We start from the raw sequence: 14,669 nt of genomic DNA on the forward strand, positions 1-14,669 counted from the left end.
TCTCCATTAGCCTGGGCTTACGTCAGGGAACTATCCTGAAGGCTTGCCGCAGGAAACTCAACCCTGGGAACCTCAGGGAGACAATCCTGCCAGCCGAACTGCATCATCATCTCCTGCCAGACGTTATCCAGGCCAGCCCGTAACAGCAGGGGTTCGCCGGTGACGGGGTGCGTCAGACTGAGTTCGCTGGCATGAAGCATCAGACGCCGCATGCCGAAATTGGCCGCTGCGCTGCGGTTTTGCTTCAGATCGCCATGCGCGCTGTCCCCGATGATCGGATGGCGCAGATGCGTCATATGGCGACGCAGCTGATGCTTGCGCCCCGTTTCAGGCAGCAGTTCGACAAGCGTATAGCGCGAAGTGTCATAACGGCTTACCGGAACAGGCAGCTCGGCGGTCGCCATAGCGCGCCAGTGCGTGACAGCGGGCTGTGGCGCTTTTTCCGGATTGCTGAACTTATCGGCAATTTTATCGAGTTCTTCGGTCAGCGGATAATCCAGCGTTGCTTCTCCTTCAAGCCAGCCACGCACAACGGCATGGTAGCGCTTCTGCAGCTGATGCTGTTCGAACTGCTGTGAAAGGAGGCGGCCCACCTCGCTGGAGAGCCCCATCAACAGGACGCCCGAGGTGGGCCGGTCAAGACGGTGCACGGTAAAAACATGCTGACCGATCTGATCGCGTACCGTTTGCATAACAAACACTTTCTCATGGCGATCAAGCCAGCTGCGGTGCACCAGCCAGCCAGCTGGCTTGTTCACCGCGACCAGCCATTCATCCTGATAAATAATCTCCAGCATCAGTTATCATGACCAAACAGCTGATCAAGCTGATTAAGCGCATGCAGTAATCTTGCGCGTCCCGGCAGGGCACCTTCCAGCGCGACCTCATAATAAGGCGCAATGGCCAGCTTTTCGGGCAGCGGCGATCCGGCATCAAGCAGCGCCTGCATACGCGGCAGGAACACCCACTGCAGCCACTGCTCCGGGGTCATGGTATCCATGCAAAAGGGCTCCTGGCTTTCAAAGGCCTGCGTAGTGGGCGCGCATGTTTGCCAGAGGCCTGCCTCATGTAACTCTTCTACTATCGCCGTGAGGTGGATCTGAACCTGCTGTTCATGTTCCATCAGCGGTCTCCTGTCATTCAGTATGATAAAAGGCCGCAAGCATAACATTCGCATGCGGGTCAGTAAGAAGTATGCACGAAAAAAAGGGAGCACTGTAAAAACAGTGCTCCCGGTTCGTTTGCAGCCATCCCGCTACGGTTGTGCTCCCTGCTCGTCCCTGATAACTAGGTCCTTGGTGTATTCCCTACTTATTCACCTTCACTGGTGATTGTCCTTTGCGTCCCCGCACGCTACCTATACTGGCAGCTCACATTCTTCATCCTGAAGGTGTCCCTTATCTCACTCCTGAGATATCCTCGCTTCGTCCTGAAGCCTTTCCGTGAAGCATCTTCCCGATGTGTCCTGACTCATTCCATAAGTCACGGAATCCTTTCCGATATGGCACAGTGTGCCCGAATATCAAAAGTTAACAATATGGCTAGCGCTGGATGAGCGGGCTGCGATCAATATTTGCGGTTGAGATAATTAACAACTGGTTGATTTCGCTCATTATCAGCGAAGCAGCATGCGTTATATTCATCAGCTTAAAAGCGATCTCGCACATGATATGTAAGAGATCTCTCACAATAACACTTCGTCATTCTCTTACAAATCGCGTACCGGGGTCAGGTTTTCAATAAAAAGCTCAAGCGTAGGCGCCAGCAATGTCCGTTGCGTCGTGCCTAACTGCTCAATAAACACTTCGCCGCTCAGGTTGCAGACGGAGACAATTTCCAGCTCAGAAGCCGTGGTCGCCACAAACAGCGTGGGTGAATGCTTAAGCCGCCGTTTCATTATCAGGTGACCAATCAGGTTTTCCTGCACGCGTAAAAAATCTTCTTCGCTCCAGGTCTGTAAAAGGGTAATAGATTTTCCGTCGATGCGGGCAGACATGTCCCCGGCAAACTGCGCCGTATACCAGGCCACCACCGATGGCTGAATACGTAGCTCCAGCGCCCGTTCCACCGCATCCAGGTTTTTCGCCAGCGTAAAGGGCTGAGGCAGCCAGTAAATCTCATCCTGCACGGTTTGCTGAGTGCAGGGAGAAGGCACGCCGGTCAGTTCACTGCTTGCCGGTGGATGGCCGCATTCGCGCTCCCACAGATCGCAGTAGCGGCGGGTAAATTCGGTTAGCGCCAGGGTGGTTTCTTCAATCATTGTTTTTTCACTCTCTACTGCCTGAGTTACACTAAGGCTATTATGTCTGCCGGGGTCGGGGGCTTCCCCGTCTTCCCTTTTCATCGGGCTTGAGCCGTAAATGAACGGATTTATTTGCGATGCTGCCCGTACGCACAAGTTATAAGGTAATTACGATGTCTTTACAGGATCCGCACCAGGCGTTAAACGGCCTGACTCTGGGGAAACCAACAGAATATCACGATCGCTACGATCCCTCTTTACTCCAGGCGGTACCGCGGAGCATGAATCGTGAACCGCTGGGGCTCTATCCTGACAGCCTTCCCTTTCACGGTGCCGACATCTGGACACTTTACGAGCTCTCCTGGCTGAACGCAAAAGGCCTGCCGCAGGTGGCCGTAGGGGAAGTGACCCTTAACGCCAGCAGCCTCAACCTGATTGAGTCGAAAAGCTTCAAGCTTTACCTCAATAGCTTCAACCAGACCCGTTTTGCCGACTGGGGAGAAGTCCGTGCCACGCTTGAGCGCGATCTCAGCGCCTGCGCCGTGGGTGACGTCAGCGTTTCGTTATTCCGTTTGCAGGAAATTGAGGGACAGCCGATTGGGCAATTTGCCGGTTACTGCATCGATGAACAGGATATCGCAATTGATAACTATCAGTTCACGCCAGATTATCTGCATCAGGCAACGCTGCCGGAAATCGTGGAAGAGCAGCTGGTGAGCCACCTGCTGAAATCGAACTGCCTGATCACCAACCAGCCGGACTGGGGTTCGGTACAGATTAGCTATCGCGGTCCACGCATTCAGCGTGAGGCGCTGTTGCGCTACCTGGTCTCCTTCCGCCATCACAATGAGTTTCACGAGCAGTGCGTTGAACGCATTTTTAATGACATTCACCGTTTTTGCCAGCCGGAAAGCCTGAGCGTTTACGCCCGCTATACGCGGCGCGGCGGGCTGGATATCAATCCCTGGCGCAGTAACGGTGACTGGAAGCCTGGCCATTCCCGTCTGGTGCGTCAGTAATCAGTAAGATTTGCGTGCCGCTGCGCAGATGTACAGGTTGCCCTATTGTTAAAGCCGTGCTGACGGGGCTACTCTGTGAAGGGGCGAAGGGAAAGCAATTCGCCCGGGGACATTTTATTTTCGCGGCGTTTTTCCCGGCGTAGCCGGATTTGTCAGCGTTTATCGGGGAGTGACCACCACCCGGACGGGTGTAAAGGAGTGAATTTGATCACACATATCAGCCCTCTTGGCTCAATGGATCTGCTGTCCCAGCTTGAAGTCGATATGCTGAAGCAAACGGCCAGCAGCGATCTTTACCAACTGTTTCGTAACTGTTCCCTTGCGGTCCTTAACTCCGGAAGCCAGACGGACAGCAGTCACGAGCTGCTGGCGCGCTTTGAAAGTTTTGATATTAACGTCCTGCGCCGCGAACGCGGCGTAAAGCTGGAGTTGATTAATCCGCCGGAAGAAGCCTTTGTGGATGGCCGGATTATTCGCTCGCTTCAGGCCAATCTGTTCGCGGTATTGCGCGACATCCTGTTTGTGAACGGCCAGGTCGATAACGCAGGCCATTTTCAGAACCCGAAGATCGAAGATTCCGTTCAGATAACTAATCTGGTCTTCTCCCTTCTGCGCAACGCCCGGGCGCTGCATGTCGGTGAGGAGCCGAATACCGTCGTATGCTGGGGCGGCCACTCCATCAACGCCGTCGAATATCAGTACTGCCGCAACGTCGGTTCACAGCTGGGCCTGCGGGAGCTGAATATCTGCACCGGCTGCGGACCGGGCGTCATGGAAGCCCCAATGAAAGGCGCCGCCGTGGGCCACGCGCAGCAGCGTTATAAAGAGGGGCGTTTTATTGGCCTGACGGAGCCGTCGATCATCGCTGCCGAACCGCCTAATCCGCTGGTTAACGAGCTGATCATTATGCCGGACATTGAAAAACGTCTTGAGGCGTTTGTCCGCATTGCGCACGGCATTATTATCTTTCCGGGCGGCGTGGGCACGGCGGAGGAGCTGCTCTATCTGCTGGGGATCCTGATGAATCCGCAAAACCAGGAGCAGGTGCTGCCGCTGATCCTGACCGGCCCTAAAGAGAGCGCCGACTATTTCCGCGTCATGGATGAATTCATCGTCAGCACGCTGGGCGAAGCGGCGCGTAAGCATTACACCATCATCATTGACGATGCCGCCGAGGTGGCGCGCCAGATGAAGAAAGCGATGCCGAAAGTGAAAGAGTACCGTCGCGAAACGGGCGATGCCTACAGCTTCAACTGGGCGATCCGCATCGCGCCGAACCTTCAGGTGCCCTTTGTGCCCACGCATGAAAATATGGCTAACCTCAATCTCTATCCCGATCAGCCAGCGGAAGAGCTTGCCGCTTCGCTGCGCCGGGCGTTTTCCGGCATCGTTGCCGGTAACGTGAAGGATGTGGGCATTCGCGCGATCAAAGAGAAAGGACCGTACAAGCTGAAGGGCGATCGGGAGATGATGCGCCGCATGGATGATCTGTTACAGGGATTTGTTGCTCAGCACCGCATGAAGCTGCCCGGTACTGCCTATATTCCCTGCTACGAAATCATTAAGTAATCCATCCGGAGCGGCGCACAGGCCGCTCCCACTTTATGTGTAACCTATGACGATTCACTTACTGATTGTTGATGCCCTCAATCTAATCCGCCGCATTCATGCGGTACAGGGATCGCCGTGCCGGGAAGCCTGCCTGCATGCCCTCCAGCAGCTGATCGTTCACTCTCAGCCGACGCATGCCGTGGCAGTATTTGATGATGATGAGCGTCACGAAGGCTGGCGTCACCAGCTGCTGCCGGAGTATAAGGCTGGCCGGGCGCCGATGCCGGAAACGCTACAGCAGGAGATGCCGTTACTCCGCGCCGCCTTTCAACAGGCGGGCGTTGCCTGCTGGCAGGCGGCGGGTGAAGAGGCTGACGATCTGGCCGCCACGCTGGCCACGAAAGTGGCTGAAAACGGCTGTCAGGCCACCATCGTCTCCACCGATAAGGGCTATTGTCAGCTGCTGGCGCCCCGTATTCTGATCCGCGACTATTTTCAGAAGCGCTGGCTGGATGTGCCCTTTATCGACAGCGAATTTGGCGTTGCCCCCGCCCAGCTCACCGACTACTGGGGTCTGGCCGGGATCGGCAGCAGCAAGATCCCGGGCGTGGCGGGCATTGGCGCGAAAAGCGCCACGCAGCTGCTGAAAACCTTTGGCTCACTGGATGCCATTTACCAGAACCTGCACGACGTTCCCGACAAATGGCGGAAAAAACTGGAGGAGCATCAGACTATCGCCGACATCAGCCGCCAGGTGGCGACGCTGAAAACCGATCTGGTACTGGAGGGGAATCTGAAAGCGTTAAGGCTGCCGGAACAGCAGCGCGGAATAGGCGTGTCCAGCCCGTAGGAATAGAGGCTTGCGAGGTGGGCTGCTATCAGCCCGCCCCGCAATCAGGATCGTTATTCAGGCCGTTCCGCCTTAGCGCTCATCACGCCGGCCCGGCGTCGCCCCCCAGACGCGGCGGATATGAACCGTCACCTCTTCACGGTCGTGATAAAGCTGACGCGCCCGGATCTGCGCATTGATGCCGTTGGCCCTGAGCTTTTCATCGATCATCGCCAGGTTCTGCGACACCTCTTCATAGCGCTTCTTCATCGGCAGCTTGAGGTTGAAAATGGCTTCGCGGCACCAGCCGTTCACCAGCCAGTCCGCCATCAGGTTCGCCACCCGCACCGGTTTTTCCACCATATCGCACACCAGCCAGTAAATGTTGCTGCGGGTGGGGCGATATTTAAAGCCGTCCTCACGGTGATGGAACACCTGCCCGGTATCCATCAGGCTCTGGGCCATCGGGCCATTATCCACCGAATGTACCATCATGCTGCGTTTAACCAGCTGGTAAGTCCAGCCGCCGGGGCAGGCGCCCAGGTCGACGGCGTAGAGGCCGCTGCCCAGTCGCTCATCCCACTCATCGGCCGGCACGAAAACATGAAAGGCTTCTTCCAGCTTGAGCGTTGAGCGGCTTGGCGCATCTGCCGGGAACTTCAGGCGAGGGATGCCCATAAAGAACGGCGAGTTGTTCTCCGGTAGCGAGTAGCCTACATAGCAATAACCCGGCGCAATAAAGAAGACGTGCACGACCGGCCGCTTCGCGCTTTCAAATTTCAGCAAAATGCCTGCGGCACGCAGGCTGGCCCGTAGGGGAACGGTGAACTTACGGCAAAACTTCAGCAGCTCTTTGCTTTCGTTGGTATCCGGCACTTCAACCCGCAGTTCGCCGCCCTTTTCAACCACACCGGTCAGCATGCCCGTAACGGGCGTCACGCGATCCTCCTGCGGTAAATCCCGCAGCAGCTCACCAACCACAATCATCTGGCGGGAGAAGATCAGCTCGCTGAAGGGGAGTTCTTTGATCAGCTTTTCCGCCTCTTCCGGCTGGTAGCACTCAAACAGCACGTAGCCGGAATCCTCTTTTACCCGCGCAAAACCGAAAACCTGGCGCTCCGCCGCTTTAGCGGTAATTTCCGCCGCACACTCTTTCTCAAAGCCCTGACGGCAATAGAGTAAAACTTTATTCATGGCGTTCTGCCCTTTTTTTCAGACGCAGTGCGCCAACCAACATCAGTATCCAGCCAATCAGGAAGCAGGTGCCTCCAACCGGCGTAATATAAACCCACATCTTAAGATGGGAGAGCGCCAGACAATATAAGCTGCCGCTGAACAGGAGCGTACCCAGCGCCAGAAACGCGCTGCTCCAGTAAAACCAGATATTCGCCCGGCGCAGCATCGCCGTTGCCAGCCCCAGAATCGCCAGCGTATGAAAAGCCTGATACTCCAGCCCCGTTTTCATCCAGGCCATCTCCGCAGGCCCGAGCGAGTGACTCAATACATGGGCGCCAAACGCCCCCAGAAGAACAAACATAAAACCGCTGATGGCGGCAAATATCAGCATTGCACGACTCGACATTAACGCTCTCCTCGGAGTTGCACGGGCCGCCGTGGCGGCGCGTCACAAAATAAAATCTCAGTGATCGTAGCGAAAGCGAAATTTTTCTTGTTCGCTGGCGGCTTTCGCCAGGATCCACTGCCGGAAGGCGGCTATTTTACCCAGTTCTGCCTGACTGTCATGACAAACCAGATAAAAAGCATTTTTACTGACCAGCACATCGTTAAAGGGGCAGACCAGCCGGCCGGCCTCAATCTCGGTTTGCGCCATCACATTATTGGCCAGCGCCACGCCCTGACCATGAATAGCCGCCTGTAAAACCATTGCGCTGTGGCTGAAGATCGGTCCCTGCTGCACGTTAATGTGCGCGACGCCGAGCTGGCGCGTATAGGACTGCCAGTCCCGCCGGGAAGCGTCATGCAGTAAGGTATGATGCATCAGGTCCGCCGGCGTCTTGAGCGGACGCTCGCCGGTCAGCAGCAGCGGAGAGCAGACCGGAAGCAGGTATTCAGCATAAAGTTTCTCAACCCGCAGTCCGGGCCAGTTGCCCCGCCCGTAGAAAATCGCCACGTCCACATCATCGGCAAGCTTCTCTTCCTCACGATCCACCGCCTGGATACGCACATCGATCCCCGGATAAGCTGAGTTAAAGCTTGAGAGCCTCGGCACCAGCCACTGAATAGCGAAGCTGGGCAGCAGGCTCACCGTTAACGCTCCCTTGGCGCTGCGCGCCTGGAGCTTGCGCGTGGCTTCATTCAGCGAGGTGAAAATTTCTTTAATATCCAGGTAATAGCTTTGCCCCTCCTCCGTCAGCAGCAGAGAGCGGTTGCGCCGCCGGAACAGCTTCAGGCCAAGGAAATCCTCCAGGGATTTGATCTGGTGGCTGACGGCAGCCTGGGTGACAAAGAGCTCTTCAGCCGCTTTGGTAAAGCTGAGATGACGAGCGGCGGCATCAAAAACCCGCAGTGCATTTAAGGGGGGAAGACGTTTAGACATGGTTACCGGATACAGTGTGACAGCAACGGGACGAGAGGATCCTGACGGAACCTTACGTATTAGTTTTTTTTATCCGAGGCATTATAAATTGTCCGTTGAGGATGCACCAGCAAATACCTATAGTTGCCGCACTTCCTGAGCCGGAACGAAAAGCAGTTTGAAATTTGGGCGAATACGCAGAGTTTTGAAAGGCTTTTGGCTTGTGGTCGTGATGTTGTGTTTGCAATTGGTCTGACGATTTTCAGACCGGTAGCCTGGCTACCATTTATTCCTGTAGATTTACCCTGTCTGTCCAAAGTCATTTATAGCACCGCAATTTGCGGTGCTTTTTTTTACCTGAGACTTACTGCCCCATTTCAACCATCTCTTTAACGTCTGAGCGGTTAATCTGCTGCTTGTTCCCGTTAGCATCCTGATAGCTAATCATGCCGGTATCATCATCGACCACGGGCTTGCCGTCGGCAACAATGGTACGACCATCATTTGTGTGCATTACGTAGTTGCTGGAACAGGCGGCCAGAGTAAAAGTCATGGCGCAGGCGGCCATAATAGCAGCGAATTTTTTCATCTTTATTTCTCCTTGCAGATTGTAATGCGATAAACCACCCGAAGAGCACGACCTGAAAGCAAAAAGCGCGTAAATTGCCTGCCGGTAGCGCTCATATTTGCGGGTAATAGTTTAAACCTTGCATAATCCAGCATAACGCGCTTTTCCAACATTGCCAGAAAACGGCCTAAAATTCAGTCTCGTCTCAGACGGGATGATGCACAGTCGGGGAGATTATGACGACATTTAACCCTGTTCAGTTTCGCCAGCAATTTCCGGCCCTGAAAGATGCCGGCGTCTACCTCGATAGCGCTGCGACGACGCTCAAGCCGCAGGCGGTGATTGAAGCGACACGTCAGTTTTACAGCCTCAGCGCGGGTACGGTGCACCGCAGCCAGTTTGCCGCCGCGCGCGCGCTGACGGAGCGCTATGAAGAGGCGCGGACGTCGGTCGCCCGCCTGCTGAATGCGCCTGATGGAAGAAATATTGTCTGGACGAAAGGCACCACCGAGGCGATAAACCTGGTGGCACAGAGCTATTTTCGTCCGCGACTGCAGCCCGGCGATGAGATTATCGTCAGCGAAGCGGAACATCACGCTAACCTGGTCCCCTGGCTGATGGTCGCGGCCCAGACCGGCGCAGAGATCGTCAAGTGGCCGCTGGGCGACGATCTCCTGCCGGATATGGCGCTGCTGCCAGACTTACTGACCGCCCGCACCCGCCTGCTGGCGCTGGGACAGATGTCCAATGTTACCGGCGGCGCGCCCGATATCGCGCACGCCATCCGGCTGGCGCATGATGCCGGCGCTAAAGTGATGATTGATGGTGCGCAGGGCGTGGTGCACGCGCCGCCGGATGTCACCGCGCTGGATATCGACTTCTATGCGTTTTCCGCCCATAAGCTTTATGGCCCGATGGGCATCGGCGCGCTCTTCGGCAAAACCGATCTTCTGGAAGCGATGCCCGCCTGGCAGGGGGGCGGCAAGATGTTAAGCAAAGTAAGCTTTGAGGGCTTCACGCCTCAGCCGGTGCCCTGGCGATTTGAGGCCGGGACGCCGAACGTGGCGGGCGTGATCGGCCTGAGCGCGGCGCTGAAATGGCTGGAAGATCTCGATATTGCTGCGGCAGAAAGCTGGAGCTGCGGGCTGGCCAATGTTGCTGAAGAGCGTCTCGCCGCTCTGCCCGGCTTTCGCAGCTTTCGCGCCAGCCGTTCCAGCCTGCTCTCTTTTGACATCGCCGGCCTGCATCACAGCGATGTGGTGACGCTGCTGGCGGAAAGCGGTATTGCGGTCAGAGCCGGCCAGCACTGCGCACAGCCCCTTGTTGAGCGGCTTGGCGTAAGCGGCACGCTGCGCGCCTCGTTTGCCCCTTATAATACGCTTAACGACGTCGACGCGCTGGTAACCAGCCTCGCGACCGCCATTGACCTTTTAGCGGACTGATTATGACAACTTTACTTGCCCCCCATCCCTTTGGCGATCTCATTACCGCTGAGGGTCTGAAACAGCAGTTTTCCGCCTTTACCCAGTGGGAAGAGCGCTACCGCCAGCTGATCCTGTTAGGCAAACAGCTGCCCGTCCTGCCCGAGGCGCTGAAAACACCAGAGATTGAACTGAGCGGCTGTGAAAACCGCGTCTGGCTGGGGCACCAGCAACGGGAGGATGGCAGCCTGCATTTTTATGGCGAGAGCGAGGGACGTATCGTGCGGGGACTGCTGGCGGTACTGCTGACGGCGGTCGAAGGACAAACGCCTGACGCATTGCAAAGCAGCGATCCCCTGGCGCTGTTTGAGACGCTGGGGCTGCGCAACCAGCTCAGCGCCTCGCGTAGCGCCGGGCTCAGCGCGCTGGCCGAAGCCGTACGCAAGGCCGCGATAAGCTAACCGCGCCGCCAGTCCGGCGCGGCGCGCCTCAGCTAGCGTCGTGCGGCCTTTGCCATCATCTTTTTCAGGACGTGAGAGACGGCAACAAAGCCAAACGTTGCCGTTACCATGGTGGCAGCACCAAACCCCGAGGCGCAGTCCATTCGTTTCGGTCCTTCCGCCGTGCTGCGTGAAGCGCAGACCGAGCCGTCAGGCTGTGGATACATCAACGCCTCGGTGGAAAATACGCAGTCAATACCCAGCTTACCTTTGCTGTTTTTCACGATATTGAAATCGTGCTTCAGCCGCTCGCGCAGCTTCGCCGCCAGCGGGTCCTGAATGGTTTTTGCCAGATCGGCGACCTGAATTTGCGTCGGATCGATTTGCCCGCCGGCCCCGCCCGTGGTAACCAGCGGGATTTTATTACGCCGGCACCACGCCAGCAGCGCCGCTTTCGGCCTCACGCTGTCTATCGCATCTATAACATAGCTGAAACCGGCGCTCATCAGCTCAGCAGTGTTATCTGCCGTAATAAAATCGTCGATGCAGGTGACGTTACACTCCGGATTGATCGCCAGAATGCGCTCCGCCATCACTTCGGTTTTCGCCTGACCCACCGTTCCCTTCATCGCATGGATTTGGCGGTTGGTATTGGTGATACAGACATCATCCATATCAATCAGGGTGATAGCCCCTATGCCGGTCCTGGCTAACGCTTCCGCAGCCCAGGAGCCGACGCCGCCAATACCCACCACGCAGACATGCGCGTCGGCAAAGAGTTGCAGCGCGGGCTGACCATAGAGACGCGCAGTTCCACCAAAGCGCTGAAGCCAGGCGTCAGAAAGAGAAGTCATGCTTTACCTCAGAATGAAAAAAGGGCTGGCGATCCAGCCCGCAGGGAAAAAGCTACTGGGTAACCAGCGCCGTTTTACCCGTACTGTTTTGTGCAGAAGAGAACAGCGGTTCGCCCGTACCGGGCGCGGTTTTCAATACCCATACCCGGCCATAATGGTTAAACCAGCCGGCCATATGGCCCGCCTCCTCGCCAATCCCCTGATAGATATCAAAGTGCTGTCCTTTAATGGCGCCACCGACGTCAAGCGAGACCATCATTCGCATCTCATATTTTCCGGTAAATTTACCGTTATTGTCCAGCAGCGGGATTTCCGCCAGCAAAGCGGTTCCCGGCGGGATCAGCGAGCGATCGGATGCGACAGACGCTTTGGCGATCAGCGGTACGGCGCTGGCGCCGCGCACCGGCGCAAAGTTTTCAGGCTTAAAGAATACGAATGAAGGGTTCTGCTCAAGAAGTTCCCTCACCTCGGCCGGACTGTGCTCTTCGCCCCACTTGCGGATAGCCTGCATAGACATATCTTCGCGTTTGACTTCGCCGCGATCGATCAGCACCTTGCCGATACTGTGGTAGGCATGACCGTTTTTCCCGCCGTAGCCGAAAAACATCAGTGGACGACCATCACCGAAGTTGACGTAGCCGCTGCCCTGGACATCCATAATGAAATTATCCATCAGCGAGTTGCTGTAACCGATGATGTAGCGATCGTCCAGCGCGCCGCTGTAGATTTGCGCGCGGCTGGGCAGACGTCCTTTATGGCGTGGCGGCAAACGGTAAAGCGGATACTGGAACTCCCCCTGCCGGGTGTAGCGGGCCTCGATCACGGGCGTGTAATAGCCGGTGAACTGGACGTTGCCGTAATTGTCTGTGCCTTCCATCTGATAAGCATTCAGGCCAAACTGGCGCAGCTGTCGCGTGTCGCCGCCCGCCATCAGCCAGCCTCTGATGGCGCTGTAAATTCCCGCCTGGCGTGAGAACATCGCCGGTGAGGCGTACTGCACTTCATTAACCTGATCGCTGAAGTCTTTACCGTTGACCGGACGGCCTTTGGCATTCGGCTGATTTACCAGCGCCAGCGGCACCTCAAGCTTGCCATCTTTATACTGCTGCCCGCGATCGGTCGGTTTTGAGGAACATCCCGCCAGCAGGGCGATAAATGCCCCGGTCACTGCATACTTTATCCAACGTCCTTTCATTGTTCTCTCTTACTATTAAGCGGAATTCCTGGCCGAAGATAGCAAAGCGCCCAGCAGATTTAAACGTGCTGCCGGAAAAGTTTCTGCCATGCCGGTGCAATAATTCAACATGATGAGGATAAATTAAGCAGTAAGGCGCATTTTCCTGACTTTATTGAAAAAGGGGGTTGCATCAAAAGCCATCCAGCGTATAGTGCGCTTCCACGGACGCGGGATGGAGCAGCCTGGTAGCTCGTCGGGCTCATAACCCGAAGGTCGTCGGTTCAAATCCGGCTCCCGCAACCAATTCTCCTCTGGAGAAAAAGCAGTAAACTGTCGTGACGGAAGCGACAGGTGTAGTATACGGACGCGGGATGGAGCAGCCTGGTAGCTCGTCGGGCTCATAACCCGAAGGTCGTCGGTTCAAATCCGGCTCCCGCAACCACTTCTCCTCTGGAGAAGAAAAGTGAGAAAGAACTGTCGTGACGGAAGCGACAGGTGTATTATACGGACGCGGGATGGAGCAGCCTGGTAGCTCGTCGGGCTCATAACCCGAAGGTCGTCGGTTCAAATCCGGCTCCCGCAACCAACACCCTTCTGGGTGTTTTTTTGTTTCTGGCATTCGCCAGTTTCCCCCTGAATCACAACGGATGGCCTCCTCTGCCACCCGCTTCCCCGGTTATTTTCTTGGTGCCAGCGGCGCGCCGTTAGCGAAATAGGCTTTAATACCCGCCAGAATAGAGTTCGCCACCTGCTGCTGAAACTTCCCCGTGCGCAGCTTACGCTCTTCTTCCAGATTACTGATAAACGCCGTTTCGACCAGAATGGAAGGAATATCCGGCGCTTTAAGTACCGCAAAGCCCGCCTGGTCTACCGTCTTTTTATGCAGATGGTTGATCCTGCCCATGCGGGAAAGCACTTCCTTGCCGAATTTGAGGCTGTCGTTAATGGTCAGGCTCTGCACCATATCGAACATGGTGTGATCGAGGTAGCGGTCTCCGCTCATGCTGACGCCCCCGATAAGATCGGATTCATTCTGCGTGCGGGCGAGATAGCGGGCGGCGGTGCTGGTCGCACCACTGGTTGAGAGCGCAAAAACAGAGGATCCCCGCGCTAACCGGCTGGTAAAGGCGTCGGCGTGAATAGAAATGAACAGATCGGCGCGCTGCTTGCGGGCCTTCGCCACCCTCACCTTCAGCGGAATAAAAACATCCTCATTACGCGTCATATAGGCGCGCATATTCGGCTCTTTGTCGATTAGCGCTTTCAGCCTGCGCGCGATCTTCAGCACGATATCCTTTTCGCGGGTTTTGTGTTTGCCGATCGCGCCGGGATCTTCGCCGCCATGTCCCGGATCGAGCATAACTACGATGGGACGATCCCTGCCAGCCTTGCCGGGTCGCGGCGCGGCAGCCGGCTGGTTCTGCTCAAGGTTGCCCTTATTGTAATCTTCCAGCAGCGCCAGCAGCGGATCGTCCTCATACTGCCTGCTGCTGGCGCTGGCAGGATAAAGATCCAGCACAAGACGGTTCTTAATGCCCGCCACGGGATCGAGAGTGAAAACCTTGGGCGTGACGTTCTGCTTGAGCTCAAGCACCAGCCGCACGGTGTTTTTATCAAACTGACCCACGCGGGCATTCTTTATATAGGGATCGTCACTGCGAACCAGGTTGCCCACTTTCTTCAATACCGGATTAAGGTGAATATTTTCGATATCCACCACCACTCGTTCCGGGTTACTCAGCGCAAACTGTTTATATTTCAGCGGCGAACTGGATTCCAGCGTGACGCGGGAATAGGTCGAGGAAGGCCAGATGCGAATGGCCACCATGTGGCTGCTGGCGGCCAGGCCAATTTTGCTGACGCTGAGAAGCCAGACCGCGCCCGCGCTCTTTAACCACCGGCGACGGCCGGGGGACTGTAAATCGGTCATGCCACTCCAGTCTGCTGTACTGTATAAAAAAAAGCCAAATGACTACCAAGGTGAAAAACTTTAACTAATCCGTCTGGCGGTGTCACCCATAAAAGCACCACA

General features: G+C 56.1%; 15 protein-coding genes and 3 tRNA genes. 8 read left to right on the forward strand and 10 right to left on the reverse strand.

Features of this window, described 5'->3' with window-relative positions:
- Positions 1-17: 17 nt before the first annotated feature.
- The 3 genes from truC to syd form a co-directional block, all read right to left on the reverse strand.
- Positions 18-797, reverse strand: a complete 780-nt coding sequence (gene truC, locus AAH446_RS16450; RefSeq protein WP_342907757.1) for a tRNA pseudouridine(65) synthase TruC — start codon at positions 795-797, stop codon at positions 18-20.
- A complete protein-coding gene (locus tag AAH446_RS16455; RefSeq protein WP_342907758.1) occupies positions 797-1,123 on the reverse strand; it encodes a YqcC family protein in 327 nt (108 codons plus the stop codon). The genes truC and AAH446_RS16455 overlap by 1 nt, the downstream gene beginning before the upstream one ends.
- Before the next feature lie 585 nt (positions 1,124-1,708).
- On the reverse strand, positions 1,709-2,260 hold the full coding sequence (gene syd, locus AAH446_RS16460; RefSeq protein ID WP_342907759.1) for a SecY-interacting protein: 552 nt from the start codon (positions 2,258-2,260) through the stop codon (positions 1,709-1,711).
- A 155-nt stretch (positions 2,261-2,415) separates the two neighbouring features.
- Here syd and queF point away from each other — a divergent pair, with 155 nt between their 5' ends.
- The 3 genes from queF to xni all read left to right on the forward strand — a co-directional run bounded on the left by queF (position 2,416) and on the right by xni (position 5,662).
- A complete protein-coding gene (gene queF / locus AAH446_RS16465; RefSeq protein ID WP_342907760.1) occupies positions 2,416-3,261 on the forward strand; it encodes an NADPH-dependent 7-cyano-7-deazaguanine reductase QueF in 846 nt (281 codons plus the stop codon).
- A gap of 204 nt (positions 3,262-3,465) precedes the next feature.
- Positions 3,466-4,830, forward strand: a complete 1,365-nt coding sequence (gene ppnN / locus AAH446_RS16470) for a nucleotide 5'-monophosphate nucleosidase PpnN (protein ID WP_342907761.1) — start codon at positions 3,466-3,468, stop codon at positions 4,828-4,830.
- Positions 4,831-4,876: 46 nt separating this feature from the next.
- Positions 4,877-5,662: a flap endonuclease Xni gene (gene xni, locus AAH446_RS16475; RefSeq protein WP_342907762.1), complete on the forward strand. Its 786-nt coding sequence runs from the start codon at positions 4,877-4,879 to the stop codon at positions 5,660-5,662.
- 72 nt (positions 5,663-5,734) lie between these two features.
- Here the strand turns inward: xni and rlmM are convergent, their stop codons facing one another.
- The 4 genes from rlmM to AAH446_RS16495 form a co-directional block, all read right to left on the reverse strand.
- Complete coding sequence (rlmM, locus tag AAH446_RS16480) at positions 5,735-6,835, reverse strand: 23S rRNA (cytidine(2498)-2'-O)-methyltransferase RlmM (protein ID WP_342907763.1); 1,101 nt, start codon at positions 6,833-6,835, stop codon at positions 5,735-5,737.
- Entirely contained in the window at positions 6,828-7,223 is a 396-nt protein-coding gene (locus AAH446_RS16485) for a DUF423 domain-containing protein (RefSeq protein WP_342907764.1), read from the reverse strand. The genes rlmM and AAH446_RS16485 overlap by 8 nt, the downstream gene beginning before the upstream one ends.
- 57 nt (positions 7,224-7,280) lie before the next feature.
- Complete coding sequence (gene gcvA / locus AAH446_RS16490) at positions 7,281-8,198, reverse strand: glycine cleavage system transcriptional regulator GcvA (protein WP_342907765.1); 918 nt, start codon at positions 8,196-8,198, stop codon at positions 7,281-7,283.
- 343 nt (positions 8,199-8,541) lie between these two features.
- Entirely contained in the window at positions 8,542-8,766 is a 225-nt protein-coding gene (locus AAH446_RS16495) for a YgdI/YgdR family lipoprotein (protein ID WP_338557844.1), read from the reverse strand.
- 215 nt (positions 8,767-8,981) lie between these two features.
- On the opposite strand from AAH446_RS16495, the gene csdA reads away from it, so the two are divergent.
- Positions 8,982-10,187 (forward strand): cysteine desulfurase CsdA, encoded by a 1,206-nt coding sequence (gene csdA, locus AAH446_RS16500; protein WP_342907766.1) that lies wholly within the window; start codon positions 8,982-8,984, stop codon positions 10,185-10,187.
- Positions 10,187-10,627, forward strand: a complete 441-nt coding sequence (gene csdE / locus AAH446_RS16505) for a cysteine desulfurase sulfur acceptor subunit CsdE (protein ID WP_342907829.1) — start codon at positions 10,187-10,189, stop codon at positions 10,625-10,627. The genes csdA and csdE overlap by 1 nt, the downstream gene beginning before the upstream one ends.
- 32 nt (positions 10,628-10,659) lie before the next feature.
- Here csdE and tcdA read toward each other — a convergent pair whose 3' ends face one another.
- Together tcdA and mltA are read right to left on the reverse strand one after the other, a co-directional pair.
- Positions 10,660-11,460, reverse strand: a complete 801-nt coding sequence (gene tcdA, locus AAH446_RS16510; protein WP_342907767.1) for a tRNA cyclic N6-threonylcarbamoyladenosine(37) synthase TcdA — start codon at positions 11,458-11,460, stop codon at positions 10,660-10,662.
- Positions 11,461-11,512: 52 nt separating this feature from the next.
- Positions 11,513-12,655 carry a murein transglycosylase A gene (gene mltA / locus AAH446_RS16515; protein ID WP_342907768.1) on the reverse strand — a complete coding sequence of 381 codons (1,143 nt, stop codon included), beginning with the start codon at positions 12,653-12,655 and terminating at the stop codon, positions 11,513-11,515.
- A 208-nt stretch (positions 12,656-12,863) separates the two neighbouring features.
- Here mltA and AAH446_RS16520 point away from each other — a divergent pair.
- From AAH446_RS16520 to AAH446_RS16530, 3 genes are all read left to right on the forward strand, one after another.
- Positions 12,864-12,940: transfer RNA gene (locus tag AAH446_RS16520), tRNA-Met, on the forward strand.
- Positions 12,941-13,002: 62 nt separating this feature from the next.
- Positions 13,003-13,079 (forward strand) — tRNA-Met (locus AAH446_RS16525).
- A gap of 67 nt (positions 13,080-13,146) precedes the next feature.
- Positions 13,147-13,223, forward strand: a tRNA-Met gene (locus tag AAH446_RS16530).
- Between the two features lie 90 nt (positions 13,224-13,313).
- Here AAH446_RS16530 and amiC read toward each other — a convergent pair.
- Positions 13,314-14,567, reverse strand: coding sequence for an N-acetylmuramoyl-L-alanine amidase AmiC (amiC, locus tag AAH446_RS16535; protein ID WP_342907769.1), 1,254 nt, complete (start codon positions 14,565-14,567; stop codon positions 13,314-13,316).
- Positions 14,568-14,669 lie beyond the last annotated feature (102 nt).

The organism is Erwinia psychrophila (genome assembly GCF_039023475.1).
Lineage (GTDB): Bacteria > Pseudomonadota > Gammaproteobacteria > Enterobacterales > Enterobacteriaceae > Erwinia.